General features: G+C 76.4%; 8 protein-coding genes. 5 read left to right on the forward strand and 3 right to left on the reverse strand.

Translation table 11 applies throughout. The annotated features are described in order from the left end of the window. Window positions 1-20 precede the first annotated feature (20 nt). The 5 genes from ACI6QG_RS07375 to ACI6QG_RS07395 all read left to right on the forward strand — a co-directional run bounded on the left by ACI6QG_RS07375 (window position 21) and on the right by ACI6QG_RS07395 (window position 10512). Entirely contained in the window at window positions 21-797 is a 777-nt protein-coding gene (locus tag ACI6QG_RS07375; RefSeq protein ID WP_407023935.1) for an enoyl-CoA hydratase/isomerase family protein, read from the forward strand. Window positions 798-935: 138 nt separating this feature from the next. Next, on the forward strand, window positions 936-3719 hold the full coding sequence (locus tag ACI6QG_RS07380; protein ID WP_407023936.1) for a Calx-beta domain-containing protein: 2784 nt from the start codon (window positions 936-938) through the stop codon (window positions 3717-3719). 121 nt (window positions 3720-3840) lie between these two features. Next, window positions 3841-7212 (forward strand): transglutaminase family protein, encoded by a 3372-nt coding sequence (locus ACI6QG_RS07385; protein ID WP_407023937.1) that lies wholly within the window; start codon window positions 3841-3843, stop codon window positions 7210-7212. Beyond that, entirely contained in the window at window positions 7202-9637 is a 2436-nt protein-coding gene (locus tag ACI6QG_RS07390) for a circularly permuted type 2 ATP-grasp protein (protein ID WP_407023938.1), read from the forward strand. The genes ACI6QG_RS07385 and ACI6QG_RS07390 overlap by 11 nt, the downstream gene beginning before the upstream one ends. An 11-nt stretch (window positions 9638-9648) precedes the next feature. Beyond that, window positions 9649-10512, forward strand: a complete 864-nt coding sequence (locus tag ACI6QG_RS07395) for a transglutaminase family protein (protein ID WP_407023939.1) — start codon at window positions 9649-9651, stop codon at window positions 10510-10512. 128 nt (window positions 10513-10640) lie between these two features. Here ACI6QG_RS07395 and ACI6QG_RS07400 read toward each other — a convergent pair whose 3' ends face one another. The 3 genes from ACI6QG_RS07400 to ACI6QG_RS07410 form a co-directional block, all read right to left on the reverse strand. Beyond that, window positions 10641-11600 (reverse strand): tripartite tricarboxylate transporter substrate-binding protein, encoded by a 960-nt coding sequence (locus ACI6QG_RS07400; RefSeq protein WP_407023940.1) that lies wholly within the window; start codon window positions 11598-11600, stop codon window positions 10641-10643. A gap of 71 nt (window positions 11601-11671) precedes the next feature. Next, window positions 11672-13867, reverse strand: a complete 2196-nt coding sequence (locus tag ACI6QG_RS07405; RefSeq protein WP_407023941.1) for a xanthine dehydrogenase family protein molybdopterin-binding subunit — start codon at window positions 13865-13867, stop codon at window positions 11672-11674. Continuing rightward, on the reverse strand, window positions 13864-17385 hold the full coding sequence (locus ACI6QG_RS07410; protein ID WP_407023942.1) for a DUF3971 domain-containing protein: 3522 nt from the start codon (window positions 17383-17385) through the stop codon (window positions 13864-13866). The genes ACI6QG_RS07405 and ACI6QG_RS07410 overlap by 4 nt, the downstream gene beginning before the upstream one ends. Window positions 17386-17407 lie beyond the last annotated feature (22 nt).

Raw genomic sequence — 17407 nt, forward strand, 5'->3', positions numbered from 1 at the left:
CCGCCAAGGGAGACGGACGCATGGACGAGGCCACCACCCCCATCCTGACGGTGGAGGGGCCGCGCGCCACCATCCGCCTGAACCGCCCCCGCGTGCACAACCGCATCGAGCCCGCCGACCTGCGGGCGCTGATGGAGCATTTCGCGGCGGTGGAGGCCGACCCGGCGGTGCGGGTGCTGGTGCTGACCGGCACCGGGCGCTCCTTCTCCTCCGGCTACCACCTGGGCGACCTGGAGGCGCGGCCGGACGCCGAGGTGACCGGCGAGCTGTCCTTCGAGGCGATGCTGGAGCGGCTGGAGCGCCTGGCGGTGCCGGTAGTGGCGCGGCTGAATGGCGGTGTTTATGGCGGCTCCACCGACCTCGCGCTGTGCTGCGACTTCCGGGTGGGGCTGGCCTCGATGGAGCTGCGGATGCCCGCGGCGGCGCTGGGGCTGCACTACTATCCCTCGGGCATGGTGCGCTACGCCTCGCGCCTGGGGCTGAACGCGGCCAAGCGCCTGTTCCTGCTGGCCGAGACGGTGAAGGCGCCCGAGCTGCTGGCCATCGGCTACCTGACCGGGATGGCGGCCGACGAGGCGGCGCTGGACGCCGCGACCGACCGGCTGGCCGACCGGCTGGCCGCCAATGCGCCCCTGGCCGTGCAGGGCATCAAGCGCAGCCTGAACGAGATCGCCCGCGGCGAGTTCGACGTCGCCGCCGCGCTGGAGCGTGCGAAGGCCAGCCAGGCCAGCGCCGACCTGCGCGAAGGGCTGGCGGCGTTCCGGGAGAAGCGCCCACCCCGCTTCACCGGAAGGTGAGTTTCCAGACTGGAACATTGTCTCGGGAATGAAGCATTTGTGGTGGGAATGCCACAGGAAGCTACAAACACAGGTTGTGGTATTGAGGCGGCTTGCACGTTCGGGCGATGTTAACCTGTCGCCAGAATGGAGCCGCCGATGTCCAGCCTGAACTTCCTCGTGCAGAACGACTGGGGCACCGGGATGGTGGGGGTCGTGACCTTGCAGGCCAGCGCCGGCGCGCTGTCCAACTGGGAGGTCAGCTTCGCCGCGCCCTTCACCATCTCGCAGATCTGGAATGCCGAGATCGTGTCCTACGTGAACGGCGTCTACACGGTGCGCGGCGCCTCCTGGAACGCCAGCCTGGAGGCCGGCGCGGCCACCGGCTTCGGCTTCGTGGCGCTGGGGGCGGGCGGGCTGTCGCAGCTCGGCCTGGGCGGGCCGGCCCTGCCGGCGGCGTCGGTGGCCGCCCAGGGCGCGGCGGAGGGCGGCGAGGCGGTGTTCACCGTCACCCTCTCGGCGGCCTCGGCGCAGCCGGTGGTGCTGGGCTGGAGCACGCGCGACGGCACCGCCCGCGCCGGGGAGGACTACGTGGCCGGCGCCGGGCAGCTCACCTTCGCGCCGGGCGAGACGGTGAAGACCATCCGCGTGGCGCTGGCCGATGATGCCCGGCACGAGGGCGGCGAGGCCTTCTTCCTGGACCTGGCGCCGGTGTCGGGCGCGACCGTGGCCGTGGCGCAGGCGCAGGCCGCCATCCTGGACGACGACGCCGCGCCGCTGGTCTCGGTCGCGGCCGGCGCCGCCGCCGAGGCGGGCGGGCAGGCGCAGTTCACCATCAGCCTGTCCGCGGCCTCCGGCCTGCCGGTGACGGTCGCCTGGGCGACGCAGGGCGGCACGGCCGGGGCGGGGGCGGACTTCACCGCCGCCTCCGGCACCGTGACCTTCGCCCCGGGCGAGACCAGCAAGGCCATCGCCGTCGCGGTGGCGCAGGATGCGCTGGTGGAGGGCGCGGAAACCTTCTCCGTGGTGCTCTCGGCGCCGCAGGGGGCGGTGCTGGGCACCGCCAGCGCCACCGCCACCATCGCCGATGACGACATCGCGCCACCACCGCCGCCGGTGGCCGGGCCCTCCGTCTCGGTGGCGGATGCCTCGGTGCTGGAGGGCCATGGCGGCGGCGGCACGCCCGGCTTCTTCTCGACCAGCGGCAACCAGATCGTGGACGCCGCCGGCAACCCGGTGCGCATCGCCGCCGTGTCGTGGTTCGGCATGGACAACGAGCTGGGGGTGCCGCACGGGCTGTGGACGCGCAACTGGCAGGAGATGCTGGGCGAGATCAAGGCGCTGGGCTTCAACACCATCCGCCTGCCCTTCTCCTCCGACACGCTGGACAACACCTCCATCAGCGGCGTGGACTACGCGCTGAACCCGGACCTGGCGGGGCTGACGCCGCTGCAGGTGATGGACAAGGTGGTGGCGGGGGCCGGCGCGCTGGGGCTGCGCATCATCCTGGACCACCACGTCAACACCAATGGCCAGTTCGTGCCGGACAACCCCTACTGGTTCAACGGCCAAGTGAGCGAGGCGCGCTGGATCAGCGACTGGCAGATGCTGGCCCAGCGCTACGCCGGCAACGCCACGGTGATCGGCGCCGACCTGCACAACGAGCCCTGGGGCGGCACCTGGGGCGGCGGCGGCGCCACCGACTGGCACCGCGCCGCCACCGCCGCGGGCAACGCCATCCAGGCGGTGAACCCCGACTGGCTGATCATCGTCGAGGGCGTGGCCCAGGCCGGGGGCGACAGCTACTGGTGGGGCGGCAACCTGCAGGGCGTGCGCGACCTGCCGGTGGTGCTGAACATCCCCAACAAGGTGGTCTACTCGCCGCACGACTACCCCAACTCCATCTACAACGCCGCCTGGTTCCAGGGCGCGGGGTGGGAGGACCGGCTGGCCGCGGTGATGGACGAGAACTGGGGCTACATCTTCCGCGAGGAGATCGCGCCGATCTGGGTGGGCGAGTTCGGCACCCGCATGACCGACCCCAAGGACCTGGTGTGGCTGGACAAGATCACCGCCGTGCTCCAGGGCGACTTCGACGCCGATGGCGACAACGACCTGGCGCCCGGCGACCTGGGGATGAGCTGGTCCTGGTGGTCGTGGAACCCCAATTCGGGCGACACCGGCGGCATCCTGGCCGATGACTGGCGCACGGTGAACGCCCACAAGGTGGCGGTGCTGCAGCCGCTGATGGCCACGCTGCCCGACGCCACCGCCGGCGGGGCGCCGGTGGCGCCGGCCGAGCTGTCCTTCGCCGTCACGCTTTCCGCCGCCTCGGCCGAGGCGGTGACGCTGGGCTGGCGCACGGTGGCCGGCACCGCCCAGGGCAGCGACTTCACCGCCGCCGCCGGCAGCCTGACCTTCGCCCCGGGCGAGACCGCCAAGGTCATCACCGTCGCCGTGGCCGGGGACCGGGTGGCGGAGGCGGACGAGACGGTGCTGCTGGAGCTGCTGTCGGCCAGCGGCGCCGTCATCGGCCGCGGCGTGGCCACCGGCACCATCCTGAACGACGACGGCGCGGTGCCGCCGCCCGTCACGCCGCCGGTCACGCCGCCGGTCACCCCTCCCCCCGCCCCGCCGCCGGCCGGGCCGGGCGGGCTGGTGGGCAGCGTGCGCGTGACGGACGACTGGGGCTGGGGCTTCGTGGCCGAGGTGACGCTGCGCAACGCCGGCGCCGCGGCGGTGAATGGCTGGTCCTTCCGGCTGGACACCGACGACCAGGTGGTGAACCTGTGGAACGGCACCATCACCGGCCGCGCCGCCGATGGCGACGTGCTGGTGGCCGATGCCGGCTGGAACGCCGCCATCGCGCCCGGGGCCAGCGTGACGCTGGGCTTCCAGGCCACCGGCTCCAGCGCCGGGGTGCTGGACGTGCTGTTCGGCTGAACCGCCTGCCCGTTCCCGCGCCAGGGCGGCGGGCGGGAATGCGGATTTGCCGCCGCCGCAGGGTCGAAGCCCGGCGGCGGCGGCGCTATGCTGGGCGCATCGAGGGGGAGTGCCGCCGCCCATGTCCATCCACGCCGCGCTGACGCACCGGACCAGCTACCGCTACGACAAGCCGGTCGCGCTGGGGCCGCAGACCATCCGCCTGCGCCCGGCGCCGCATGCGCGCACCCCCATCCTGGCCTATTCGCTGAAGGTGGAGCCGGCGAACCACTTCCTGAACTGGCAGCAGGACCCGCAGGGGAACTTCCAGGCGCGCGTGGTCTTCCCCGACAAGGTGCGCGAGTTCAGCGTGACGGTGGACGTGCTGGCCGACATGGCCGTCATCAACCCCTTCGACTTCTTCCTGGAGCCGCAGGCCGAGAGCTTCCCCTTCACCTACGACCCGGTGCTGGAGGAGGAGCTGGCGCCGTTCCGCAAGGCCGCGCCCGCCGGGCCGCTGCTGCGGGCGCTGCTGGAGAACATCCCGCGCGAGGCGGAGCGCACGGTGGACTGGCTGGTGCAGGTGAACCAGCTGGTGCAGGGGCGCATCGCCTACATCGTGCGCATGGAGCCGGGCGTGTGGGAGCCCGAGCGCACCCTGGCGGAAGGCCGCGGTTCCTGCCGCGACAGCGCCTGGCTGCTGGTGCAGGCGCTGCGGCACCTGGGCCTGGCGGCGCGGTTCTGCTCGGGCTACCTCATCCAGCTGGTGGCCGACGTGAAGGCGGTGGACGGTCCCTCCGGCCCGGAGGCCGACTTCACCGACCTGCATGCCTGGACCGAGGTCTACCTGCCGGGCGCCGGCTGGGTGGGGCTGGACCCGACCAGCGGGCTGTTCGCCGGCGAGGGGCACATCCCGCTGGCCGCCACGCCGGAGCCGCAGAGCGCCGCCCCCATCTCCGGCCTCGTGGAGAAGGCGGAGGTGGAGTTCGGCTTCGGCATGGAGGTCCGGCGCGTGGAGGACCGGCCGCGCGTCACCAAGCCCTACACCCCCGCGCAGTCGGCGGCGATCCGCGCCATGGGGCGCGAGGTGGACCGCGCGCTGGCCCGGCAGGACGTGCGCCTGTCCATGGGCGGGGAGCCGACCTTCGTGGCGGCGGGCGACCGCGACGCGGCGGAGTGGAACACCGACGCGCTGGGGCCGACCAAGCGCGCCTTCGCCTTCCGGCTGCTGCGGCGGCTGGCGCCGCTGTGGGCGCCGGGCCACGTCATCCACACCGGGCAGGGCAAGCAGTATCCGGGCGAGCCGCTGCCGCGCTTCGCGCTGTCCTGCCACTGGCGGCGCGACGGCGAGGCGATCTGGCAGGACCCGGCCCTGCTGGCCAGCGACGACGACCACGACGACGCCGCCCCCGCCGACGCCCAGCGCTTCGCCGAGGCGCTGGCCGAGCGCCTGCAGGTGGACCCCGCCCTGGCGCGGCCGGCGCACGAGGACGTGCACTACTACCTGTGGCGGGAAAGCCGCCTGCCCGCCAACGTGGTGGCCGAGGACGCCAAGCTGGCCGACCCGCTGGAGCGCGCGCGCTTCGCGCGGCTGTTCCGCGGCGGGCTGGGCAGCGCGGTGGGCACGGTGCTGCCGCTGCGCCGCGTCTGGATGGGCGGGGAGCGGCGCTGGCAATCCGGCCGCTGGTTCCTGCGCGACGACGTGCTGTTCCTGACGCCGGGCGATTCGCCCATGGGGCTGCGGCTGCCGCTGGCCTCCCTGCCCTGGCTGGACCCGGATGTGCTGGCGCTGGAGGCCGAGGCCGCGGCCGACCCCTTCGCGCCGCGCGGCCCGCTGCCGGGGCGCGAGCAGCTGCGCGCGGCCTTCCGCCAGCCCATCCTGGACGCGGCGCGGATGCGCGCGCTGCGCGGCGCGGCGCCCGGCGGCGACGGGCTGGCCATCAACGAGCGCCCGACGCCGCAGCCGCTGCCCGAGGTGGGCACGCACGACCCCGCCCAGGTGCGCACCGCCCTGTGCGTGGAGCCGCGCGACGGCAAGCTGCACGTGTTCTTCCCGCCGCTGTTCGACGCCGCCGACTGGCTGGCCCTGGTGGCGGCGGTGGAGGCGACGGCGGCGGAGGCCGGGCGCCCCGTCGTCATCGAGGGCTACCTGCCGCCGTCGGACGACCGCATCAACCACTTCTCCGTCACGCCCGACCCCGGCGTCATCGAGGTGAACATCCACCCAGCCCATTCCTGGGCCGAGATGGAGGAGCGCACCACGCAGCTCTACGAGGAGGCGCGCCAGGTCGGGCTGGCGACGGAGAAGTTCATGCTGGACGGCCGGCACGTGGGCACCGGCGGCGGCAACCACGTGGTGATGGGCGGCTCCAGCGTGGAGGACAGCCCGTTCCTGCGCCGGCCGGACCTGCTGCGCTCGCTGGTGTCGTTCTGGCACAACCACCCGTCGCTGAGCTTCCTGTTCTCCGGCCTGTTCATCGGGCCCACCTCGCAGCACCCGCGGGTGGACGAGGCGCGCATGGATGCCCTGCGCGAGATGGAGATCGCCTTCCGCGAGCTGGACCGGATGCGCGCGCAGGGCCCGGTGCCGCCCTGGCTGGCCGACCGGCTGTTCCGCAACCTGCTGGCGGACATGACCGGCAACACCCACCGCACCGAGTTCTGCATCGACAAGATGTACGACCCCAACCACTCCGGCGGCCGCCGCGGGCTGGTGGAGTTCCGCGCCTTCGAGATGCCGCCGCACGCCGAGATGTCGCTGGCGCAGATGCTGCTGATGCGCGCCGCGCTGGCCGCCTTCTGGCAGAACCCCTACCGGCGCGCGCCCATCCGCTGGGGCACGGCGCTGCACGACCGCTTCCTGCTGCCCGAGTTCTGCGAGAGCGACTTCCTCGGCGCGCTGGAGGAGGTGGCGCAGCTGGGCTTCGCGCTGGATCCCGCCTGGTTCGCCCCGCACCTGGAGTTCCGCTTCCCGCGCCTGGGCTCCGTGGCGGTGCAGGGCATGGAGCTGGAGCTGCGCGCGGCGCTGGAGCCGTGGCACGTGCTGGGCGAGGAGAACGCCGCCGGCGGCACCGCGCGCTACGTGGACAGCTCGGCCGAGCGCGTGCAGGCGCGGGTGACCAACTGGGTGCCCGAGCGCTTCACCCTGGCCGCCAACGGCGTGGCGGTGCCCCTGCAGCCCACCGGCCGCGCGGGCGAGTTCGTCGGCGGCATCCGCTTCAAGGCGTGGGACCCGTATTCGGCGCTGCACCCCACCATCCGCGCCCAGGGGCCACTGGTGCTGGACGTGCACGACGCCTGGACCGGGCGCTCGCTGGGCGGGCTGACGCACCACGTGGCGCATCCCGGCGGGCGCTCCTACGACACCTTCCCGGTCAACGCCAACGAGGCGGAGGCCCGGCGGCGCGCGCGCTTCCTGGCGCAGGGCCACACGCCGGGGCCGATGCCGCGCCCCGTGCCGCAGCCCAGCCTGGAGCACCCCTGCACGCTCGACCTGCGCGCGCATGTGGGATGACCTGCCCGACGGGCCGGACGAGATGGTGTCCGGCCAGGGGCGCATCCTGCCGCACTGGCGCGCGCTGATGGGCGCGGTGGGCGGGCTGGGCCGCCCCGCCCTGGCCGAGCGGCGTGAGCGCCTGCTGCGCGCCATGGCGGAGGACGGCCCGGCCTCGCTGCTGCCCGGCGCGCAGGGGGGCTGGCGGCTGGACCCGCTGCCGCTGGCGCTGGACGGCGCGGAGTTCGCGCGCCTCGCGGATGGGGTGGCGCAGCGCGCCCGGCTGCTGGAGGCGTTGCTGGCCGACCTCTACGGCCCGCAGCACCTGCTGGCGGAGGGGCTGCTGCCGGCGGCCACCGTGCTGGGCTCGCCCCATTTCCTGCGCGCGGCGCGGGCGGCGTCGCCGCGGCGGCCGCTGCTGCACCTCTACGCCGCCGACCTGGTGCGCGCGCCGGGCGGCGGCTGGGCCGTGCTGCAGGACCGCACCGGGCTCACCTCGGGCCTCGGGCTGGTGCTGGAGAACCGGCGGCTGCTGTCCTCGGCGATGCCGGAGGCGTTCCGGGCCGCCGCCCCGCGCTCCCTCACCCCGTTCTTCGAGCTGTGGCAGGAGGCGCTGGCCGCGCTCTGCCCGCAGGCGCAGGCGGAGCCGGCGGTGGCCCTGCTCTCGCCCGGGACGCTGGACGCCCACTGGTACGAGCACGTGGTGCTGTCGCGCGAGCTGGGCTGCGCGCTGGTGGAGGCCGGGGACCTGTCCGTGCGCGGCGGGGCGCTGTTCCTCAAGACGCTGGGCGGGCTGCAACGGCTGGACGTGCTGCTCTCGCGCGTCGAGGGGTCCGGGCTGGACCCGCTGGACCAGCCGGAGGCCGATGCGGCGCGCGGCGTGCCCGGCCTGCTGGACGCGCATCGCCACGGCGCGCTGGCCCTGCTGAACGCGCCCGGCGCCGCCCTGGCCGAGATGCCCTTCCTGCCCGGCTTCCTGCCCGCGCTGGCCGGGCGCCTGCTGGGCGAGGCGCTGGACCTGCCCGCCCTGCCGCACGCCCTGCTGGGCCCGGGCGAGGCCGCGCCGCCCCTGCCCGATGGCCACGCCGCCTGGGCCTTCCGCCCCGCCGCCGATGGCCGCGCCGCCGAGCGGCGCACGCGCGACCCCGCCCGCACCGAGGCCGCGGTGGCCTTGCCGCCGCTGTCCATGGCGCCGGCGCTGGGCGAGGCCGGGATGGCGCCGGTGCCCCTGGTGCTGCGGGTGTTCGCGATGAATGACGGCCATCGCTGGACCGTGCTGCCCGGCGGGCTCGGCCGGCTGACGGCGGCGGGCGTGCCGCTGCTGGGCCGGCTGCCGGGCGGCGGCTGGTGCAAGGACGCCTGGGTGCCGCCCGACCCCTCGGAGGCCATCATCGGCCCGGCGGCGCACCAGGTGGCGCCGCTGCCCATCCGGCGCGCGGCGGGCGCCATCCCCTCGCGCGTGGCGGACAACCTGTTCTGGCTGGGCCGCTACGTAGAGCGGCTGGACCGCGGCGCGCGGCTGATGCGCGCCGCCATCGCGCGGCTGCGCCGCGGCGCGCTGCTCCCGCGCGAGATGGCGGAGCTTTCGGCCCTGGCGCTGTGCTTGGTGGAAGCCAACCTGCTGGGGCGCGAGGCGATGCCCAGCACCGGCAGCCTGTCCCCCTTCGCGGACGCGCTGGGCCGCGTGGCGCTGCCGGCGCTGCGCCACCAGCAGGACAGCATCGGGCGCCTGGTGGAGTCGGTGCGCGACCGCCTGACGGCGGACATGCACGCCACCTTCACCCAGACTCTGCGCGCCGCCGGGGCCGCGCTGGACGCCGCCCCGGCCGACCTGCCGGAGATGGCGCGCGCCCTGGTGCCCTCGCTGCGCTTCGCCAACGCCGTGGCCGGCATGGCCGCGGAGAACATGGTGCGCGGCGGCGCCCACCTGTTCCTGGAGCTGGGCCGGCGCATCGAGCGCGCCCACGCCGTCGCCTCGGAGGTCGCGACCGCGCTGGACGGGCCGGCGGCGCGGGTGGAGGCCGGGCTGCGGCTGGCGCTGGAGCTGTGCGACAGCGCCATCACCTACCGCTCGCGCTACCTCGCCGTCCTGCAGCCCGCCCCGGCGCTGGACCTGGTGCTGGCCGACCGCTCCAACCCGCGCGGCCTGGCCTTCCAGCTGGCCGGCATCGCCGCCGCGCTGGGCGAGGTGGCGCCCGGCGCCGGCGACCCGGCCGCCGAGGAGGCGGCCCGGCTGCTTACCCTGGCCGAGGGGCTGACCCAGCGCCTGCTGGACGCCCCGGACCAGGCGCGCGAGGCCGCCGCCCTGCCGCCGCTGCTGCGCGCCATGGCCACCGACCTGGGCGAGCTGTCCGACCAGGTGACGCGGCGCTACTTCGCCCTGCTGCCGCCCGCCCGCGCCATCGGGGTGGATGTGGGGATGGACGCGCTGGTCATCGGCGCCTAGGCCCGCCCGCGATGACCATCTACTGGCTGCGGCACCGCACCGCCTACCGCTATGCCCAGCCGGTGGACCTGGCGGCGCACCTGCTGCACCTGCGCCCGCGCCCCCTGCCCGGCCAGCGCGTGCTGAGCGCGCGGCTGACCTGCCTGCCCGCGCCCGACCACCACACCGAGACGCATGACCACTTCGGCAACGCCGCCACCCGCCTGTTCCTGGGCGCGCCGCACACCGCCTTCGAGGTGACGGCCGAGTCGCTGGTGGAGGTGGACTTCCCCGCCCCCCCGGCGGACACCCCGCCCTGGGAGGCCGTGCGCGACGCCGCCCACAGCGCCGAGGCCGCCGAATTCGTGCTGCCCACCCCCGCCATCCCCCTGCTGGCGGAGGCGCGCGCGCTGGGCGGGCGCTGCTTCGCCCCCGGCACGCCCATCCTGGCCGGGCTGGACGCGCTGAACGCGCTGATGCGCGCCGAGTTCCGCTTCCAGGCCGGCGTGACCAGCATCACCACCCCCATCGCCGAGGTGCTGCGCACCCGCCGCGGCGTATGCCAGGACTTCACGCAGGTGATGCTCTCGGCGCTGCGGGCGCTGGGGCTGCCGGCGCGCTACGTCTCGGGCTACGTGCGCACGCGCCCGCCGCCGGGTCAGCCGCGGCGGCGCGGCGCGGACCAGAGCCACGCCTGGGTCTCGGCCTGGCTGGGGCCGGGGCTGGGCTGGGCGATGCTGGACCCCACCAACGGCATCCGCGTGGGCAACGAGCACGTGGTGCTGGCCTGGGGGCGCGACTTCGCCGACATCTCGCCGCTGCGCGGCGTGCTGCTGGGCGGCGGCGAGCACGCGCTGAGCGTCAGCGTGGACCTGGAGGCGGAAGGGGAGAACTGAGCGCGGGTCCTTCCGCACGCCGTCCGTAAGCGGCGGTGCCGGCGTTCCGACGTGGAGGGCCAGGGCGGGCCATGGCCCGGCCGCGCCGGCGGCGTCCGGGCTTCGCGCGTTGCCGCCGGGCGCGACCCCTACCCCTCGGGCTGGATGTTGGCCTCGCGGATGACGCGGCCCCAGCGCGCGGCCTCGCCCTTGATGAAGGCCTCGGCCGCGGCCGGGTCGCTGGCCACCACCTCGGCGCCCAGCTCGTCCAGACGGGCCTTCACGCCGGCATCCGCCGTGGCGGCGCGCACCGCCTCGGACATGCGCTGCACCAGGGGGGCGGGGATGCCGGCGGGGCCGACCATGGCCCACCAGGTCAGCGCGTCGAAGCCGCGGAAGCCCAGCTCGCGGAAGGTGGGCACGCCGGGCAGGAAGCGGCTGGCCTCGGGCGAGGTGACGCCCAGCGCCCGCAGCGCGCCCGAGCGCAGGTGCGGCATGATGATGACGATGTTGGACATGAACAGCGGCACGTGGCCCGCCAGCACGTCCTGCAGGGCGGGGCCGCCGCCGCGGTAGGGCACGTGGGTCAGCGCGAAGCCGCCCTCGCGCGACAGCAGGGTGGTGGCGACGTGCGCCAGGCTGCCGGTGCCGGTGGTGGCGTATTGCAGGCTGTCGGGCTGCGCCTTGGCCTGGGCCGCCACCGCCGCCCAGTCCGCCCAGGGCGCCGCGCGCTGGGTGACGAAGGCGTAGGGGCAGGTGCCCACCACAGTGGCGAAGGAGAAGGCGTCCAGCCGGTAGGGCAGCTGCATCAGCGTGTCGTTGTTGGCCAGGGTGTCGTTCACCAGGGCCCAGGTGCTGCCATCCGCCGCGGCGCGCGCCGCCTCGCCGGCGCCGACGCTGCCGGAGGCGCCGCCGCGGTTGTCCACCACCACGGGGCGGCCCAGCGCCTCGGACAGCCGGGGTTGCAGCACGCGGGCGACGATGTCGTTGGAGCCGCCCGGCGGGAAGGGCACGATGATGCGGATGGGCCGCTCGGGGAAGGATTGCGCGCGGGCGGCGCCCGGCAGCAGCAGCGGGGCGGCGAGCAGCGGCAACTGGCGGCGGCGCATGGCGTGGTTCCCTTCCCGGTGTGCCCGGACGCCAGCTTGGCCGCCGCGGCGCGCCGCGCGCAAGCCGGGCGTCAGCCGCGCAGGGCGCGCCAGACCGCCTCGGGCGTCGCCGGCAGGGTGACCTCGGCGCCGGCGGCGTCGCGCAGGGCGGCCAGCACCGCGGGCGGGGCGGCGATGGCGCCGGCCTGGCCGCTGCCCTTGGCGCCCAGGGCGTTCGCCCCGGTGGGCTGGTCCTCGCGCAGGTGCACGTGCAGGCCGGGCAGGTCGGCGGCGCGGGGCAGCCGGTAGTCCATGAAGCCCGCCGTCAGCAGCTGGCCATCGGCGTCGTGCACCACCGCCTCGCCCAGCGCCTGGCCGATGCCCTGGGCCAGCCCGCCCTGCACCGAGCCGCGGGTGAGTAGCGGGTTCAGCAGGGTGCCGTAGTCGTCCACGCAGGTGTAGGACAGCAATCTCCATTCCCCGGTGGCAGGGTCCAGCTCGACCTCGGCGGCGTGGGCGCCGTTGGGATGGGTGACGACATCATTCCCATGCGCGGCCTCGCCCTCCAGGCCGCCCTCCTCGGCGGCGATGGTGGCCAGGGCCAGGGCGCGGCCATCGGCCAGGGCGAAGCGGCCCCCGGCGTAGTGCAGCGCGCCGGGGTCGCATTGGAGCAGCCGGGCGGCGGCGGTGCGGGCGGCGCCGAGCAGGGCGGCGGCGGCCAGGCGGATGGCCTCGCCGCCCTGGTGCAGCGAGCGGGCGCCGCCATGGCCGGCGCCGCGCGCCACGCGGTCGGTGTCGGCCTGCACATAGGAAATGGTGCCGGGGTCGAGGTCCAGCAGGGCCGCGGCGTATTGTGGGAAGGAAGTCTCATGGCCCTGGCCGTTGCTCTGGGTGCCGATGGCCAGCTCCAGCCCCTCCCCCACCCAGCGCAGCCGGGCCCATTCGCCCGGCGTGCCGCGCGCGGTTTCCAGGAAGGTGGCGAGGCCGAAGCCGCGGTGCAGGCCGCGCGCCTCGCTGGCCGCGCGACGGGCGGGGAAGCCGGCCTGGTCGGCCAGGAGGGCGCATTCGGCCAGGCGGCGGGCGGGGGCGCCGTCGCGGATGCGCTGGCCCAGGGCGGCGTCGTGCGGCGGCGTCCAGGCGGTGCGGGCGCGGTCCAGCCCCGCGGCGTCCAGCAGCGTCTCGATGATGAGGTTGGCCTCGGGCTTGCCGGCGCCGCGATAGGCCTCGACGGGGGAGGCGTTGGTGAAGGCGCCGCGCACCGTCAGCGCCACCAGCGGCACGCGGTGGCAGCCGGCGATGGCGGTGGACAGGCTGTTGGTCGGGCAGTGCGGGCCGTAGCCGGACAGGTAGGCGCCCATCTCGGCCACCGCCTCCACCTCCAGCGCCAGGATGCCGCCCTCCGCGTCCAGCGCCAGCCGGGCCACGGCGTCCACCGCGCGGCCATGGCCGGCGGCGGCGAAGTCCTCGGCCTGGGTGGAGCACCAGCGCAGCGGCGCGCCCAGCAGGGCGGCGGCGCGCAGCAGGGCCACGTGCTCGGGGAAGGCCACGTTCTTGACGCCGAAGCCGCCGCCGACGTCGGGGGCCAGCACGTGCAGGGCGGCGGCCTCCAGCCGCAGCGCGGCGCAGAGCTGGGCGCGGATGCCGTGCACGTCCTGCCCGTTGCACAGCAGGTGCAGCCGCCCGGCCTCCGCCCAGGCCACGGCGGCGCGCGGCTCCAGCGGGGCGGCGGCGGCGCGCGGGTTGGGGATGCGGCGCTGGACCACCCGCGCCGCCCCGGCCATGGCCGCGGCCACCGCCGCGTGCTCGCCCTTGCGCCACAGGAAGGCGAGGTTGCCGGGCGCGCCCGGGTGGATGTCCGGCCCCGGGGCGAAGGGGGCGGCGATGGCGGGCCAGGGGTCGTAGTCCACCGCGATGGCCTCGGCGGCGTCCAGCGCGGCGTGCGGGGTGTCGGCCACCACCAGGGCCACCGCCTCGCCGACGTGGCGCACCGCGTCATGGGCCAGGTTGGGGCGCGGCGGCTCGTGCAGCCGGGCCTCGGGGCCGAGGTTGGAGACGCAGGGGATGGGGCGGGTGTCCGCCACCTCGGCGCCGGTCAGCACCAGGCGCACGCCGGGCATCGCCCGGGCGGCGGCGGCGTCCAGCGCGGCGATGCGGGCATGGGCGTGCGGCGAGCGCAGGAACACCGCGTGCAGCGCGCCGGGCGGCGCGTGGTCGTCCACGTAGCGGCCCTGGCCGCGCAGGAAGCGCGCATCCTCGCGCCGGCGCAGGGACTGGCCGAGCAGGCTCATCGCGGCGCCCGCCCCTCGGCCAGGCCGAACAGGCCGCGCAGGAAGCCCGGCGTCAGCGCGGCCAGCGGGTTGACGGAGATCTGCGCGTCCTCGGCCTCGCCCTGGGCGCGGAAGGTGGCGGCGAAGACGCCGCCGCCGGCCTCCGGGCTGAACAGGCGGCCGACCAGGGGCAGGTTGCCCAGCAGGGAGTTGAAGAAGTAGGCCGGCACGATGGTTCCCTCCAGGTCCAGCACCGCGCGCTCGCGCAGCACGCGCCCGCGCGCGGTGATGCCCAGCGAGGGCGAGAAGGCGCGCGCGTCGGCGATGTGCATCGCCTCGGGCGTCAGGGTGAAGGGCACCACGGCGCGCGCGAAGGCGAGGCCGGAGCCGCCCTGCACCGCGTCCACCAGCCCGTAGAGCGTCATCGCCTGCAGCAGCTTGCCCAGGGCCGGGGCCTCGCGCACCGCGAACTGCTCGATCTCCATCTGGCCTTGCAGGGCGGCGCCGGGGCGGGTCTGCGGGTAGGTGCCGGCCAGCGTCATCCGCCCGCCCTGGATGGTGGAGACGAGGCCCAGCGCGCGCAGCAGCGCCCCGCCATCCTCGGCGGTGGCGCGCAGGGTGCGGGCCTCGCCGCGCGGGGCCAGCACCAGCTCGAAGGGGCCGGAGGCCCGGGCGGTGCGGCCGCGCAGCGTCGCCTCGCGCAGCACGCCCTGGCGGTCGCTCAGGGCGCGGGCCTGGATGGCGTGGACCTCGCGGCCCGGGCCGGTGAGCACCTGGTCGAAGCGCAGGTCCAGCGCCAGGGCGGGGGCGTCGCCTTCCGTGTCCTCCTGCGGGCGGCCCGGGCCGGGGGCGAAGACCGGGCGGAGGTCGAGGATGGGGCCGCGCAGGTTGACCGCCCAGGGCCCGCCGATGCGCGCCGGGGCGCGGGCGTCGCCGGAGAAGCGGGAGGCGCCGAACAGGCTCTCGGCGAACTCCACGCGCTCGATGCGCCCGCCGCGGGCGGCGACGGCGCGGCCGCGCAGCGCGAGGTCCAGCGCCTCGATGCGGATGGCCTCGATGGCAAGCAGGTTGTCGCCGGCCAGGCGCAGCTGCGCCTCGGCCATGCCGGGCGAGCCGCGGGGCTTCTGCCAGCGCAGCGGCGGGAAGGACAGGGTGGATTGCAGCAGGTCGCCGCGCAGCTGGATGGTGGAGGTGGCGTTGCGCCGCCGCTCCGTGCGCGCCTCGATGGCCACCGGGCCGGCCAGCAGCGCCCCGGCGTCGAAGCCCAGCGCCGCCAGGGTGCGGGCGTCGAAGCGGCCGCTGGCGCTCTCGCGCGAGACGACCTGGGTGGCGGGGCCGGGGCGGAAGTCCATCTCCACCCCCAGGCGCACCGGGCTGCCCTGGAACACGGCGCTGCCCTGGGCGCGCAGGCCGTCCATGTCCACGCCCAGCTCGGCGTCCAGGTTCTCGATGTCGCGGTCCAGCAGCACGCGGGCGAGGCGGGCGTTGCGGATGCGCGCGTCGGCGCGGAAGCGCACCTGCTCCGTCCGCAGGTCGGCGATCAGCGGGAAGCCGATGGTCAGCGCGGCGTCGTGCGCGCCGGCCGCCACCTGCACCGGGAAGGGGCGGCGGTCGAAGATGTGCAGCCGCGGGTGGCGGATCAGCGCCACCGCCTCCGTCACCGGGCCGGACACCGCCAGGGCGATCTCGGCCGTGGGGGTGGCGTTGGCGGGCAGCAGGAAGCGCAGCGTGCCCTCGCGCAGCTCCAGCCCGCCGGCCTCGCCGCCCTCGCGCTCCTGCCGGCCGCCGCGGGTGGCGAGGGTGATCTCCTCCAGGCTGAAGCGGGCGCGGCCGGAAACGCCGCGCACCGGCGGCACCGGGCGCAGCCAGTGGATGGTGGCGTTCTCCAGCAGCGCCTCGCCCTCCAGCCGGGTGGGCGTGACGACCGCGAGGTCGGTGCCGGCGCGGGCTTCCACTGCCCAGCGGCCTTCCCTCACCTCGCCGGCGGTGACGTTCTGGGTGATCCAGGCGCGCTCGCCGCCGCCCAGGCCGGGGGGCCACAAGGCCGGCAGGTCGGCGGCGCGCACGCGGTCCAGCCGGGCCTCGGCGCGGCCCTGCCACTCGCCGCCGGCCAGCCGCGCCGTGCCGGTCAGCACCACGCCTGGGGCGGGGGCGCCGGGCTCCGGCGGCTCCAGCACCAGGGACAGGCGGCGCAGCGTCGCCGCCTCGCGCGAGACGGCGAGGTCCAGCTCCATGCGGCGGGCGGGCAGGCGGCCGCGCTCGCCCAGGTCCAGCACGGCGGCGGCGGCGGTGCCGCGCGCCTCGGCGCCTTCCAGCCGCCAGTCGCGCAGATCGGCGTCCGCGGCCAGGTCCAGCGCCAGGGACAGCGCCTCCAGCCGGCCGGTGGGCCACAGGGCCAGGGCGGCGCGGCGGGTGGCGGGGAAGGCGTCCTCCGGCCAGTGGCGGGACAGGTCGGCGGCTTCCAGGGCCGCGGCCTCCAGCGTCACCACGCCGCGCCAGCCGGGGCCCTGGCGGTGCAGGGTGCCGCTGGCCCCCAGCGCGCGGCCAGCCTGGGCGATGCGGGCGGATTCCAGGTCCAGCCGGTCGGGGCGCGCGGTCAGCCGCGCCTCCAGCCCGTCGAAGGGCAGGCCGGCGAGGCGGCCGCCGCGGGGCGCGGACAGGCGCAGCGCCACGCCGCGCGGGGTGGCGGAGGGGTCCAGCTCCGCCGCGACCTCGATGGCCAGCGGCGCGTCCAGCGCCTCCAGCGCCGCGGCCTCCGGCCAGATGCGGGCGATCTCGGCCGGGAGCAGCACCGGCAGGTCCAGGCGGACGGCGAGGCGCTGCGGCTCGGCCCGCGCCTCGCCCGAGAGATGGACGGGCACGGTGGCGCCGGCGGTGCGCAGCACGGCCTCGCCATCGCCGGACAGCCCGCCCTGCTCGGCGCGCAGGATGGCCAGGGTGACGCCTTCCAGGCGCCAGTCGCGGCCCAGCGCCTCGTCCCGCACCGCCACCAGGCCGTCGGTGACGCGGATGCGGCGCAAGGCGGTGTGGGAGGCGCGCTCATCCGCCGGGCGCAGCAGGTCGGCCAGCAGGGCGGGGGTGGCGTCGGGCACGGCGGCGGGCGCGGCGGGCCCCGCCTGGGTGTCGGGCAGGTCGAGCGAGATGGCGCCGTCGGGGGCGCGGCGCAGGAACACCTCCGGCCGCAGCAGCGTCACCTCCGTGGCGGCCAGGGTGCCGCGCAGCAGCGGGCGCAGCGCCAGGGCCACGGTGGCTTCCGGCAGGGCGCCGATGGCGCGGCCGGCGGCGTCGCGCAGGGTGGCGCCGGACAGGCTGACCTCCAGCGGGGCGGCGCCGCGGAAGCCGGCCCAGGACAGGCGCGCGGCGCGGATGGACAGGGTGCCCGGGCCGTCCTCCTGGTTGGCCTGGCGCTCGATGGCGCGGGCCAGCCAGGGGGCGTCGAGCGGGCCGTCGGCCAGCCGCCAGGCCAGCCAGCCCAGCACCGCCGCCGCCAGCAGCGGCAGCGCCAGCAGCGGCGCCAGGACCCAGCGCAGCCGCCTCACGGGGGATTGACCGGCGCGGCCC

The organism is Sabulicella flocculans, assembly GCF_045449635.1.
Lineage (GTDB): Bacteria > Pseudomonadota > Alphaproteobacteria > Acetobacterales > Acetobacteraceae > Roseococcus.

Bases quoted from the DNA above. Each gene is read 5' to 3' on its own strand.
- ACI6QG_RS07405 (WP_407023941.1), bottom strand. From the start codon at position 13,867: ATGAGCCTGCTCGGCCAGTCCCTGCGCCGGCGCGAGGATGCGCGCTTC.
- ACI6QG_RS07380 (WP_407023936.1), top strand. From the start codon at position 936: ATGTCCAGCCTGAACTTCCTCGTGCAGAACGACTGGGGCACCGGGATG.
- ACI6QG_RS07385 (WP_407023937.1), top strand. From the start codon at position 3,841: ATGTCCATCCACGCCGCGCTGACGCACCGGACCAGCTACCGCTACGAC.
- ACI6QG_RS07375 (WP_407023935.1), top strand. From the start codon at position 21: ATGGACGAGGCCACCACCCCCATCCTGACGGTGGAGGGGCCGCGCGCC.
- ACI6QG_RS07390 (WP_407023938.1), top strand. From the start codon at position 7,202: ATGTGGGATGACCTGCCCGACGGGCCGGACGAGATGGTGTCCGGCCAG.
- ACI6QG_RS07400 (WP_407023940.1), bottom strand. From the start codon at position 11,600: ATGCGCCGCCGCCAGTTGCCGCTGCTCGCCGCCCCGCTGCTGCTGCCG.
- ACI6QG_RS07395 (WP_407023939.1), top strand. From the start codon at position 9,649: ATGACCATCTACTGGCTGCGGCACCGCACCGCCTACCGCTATGCCCAG.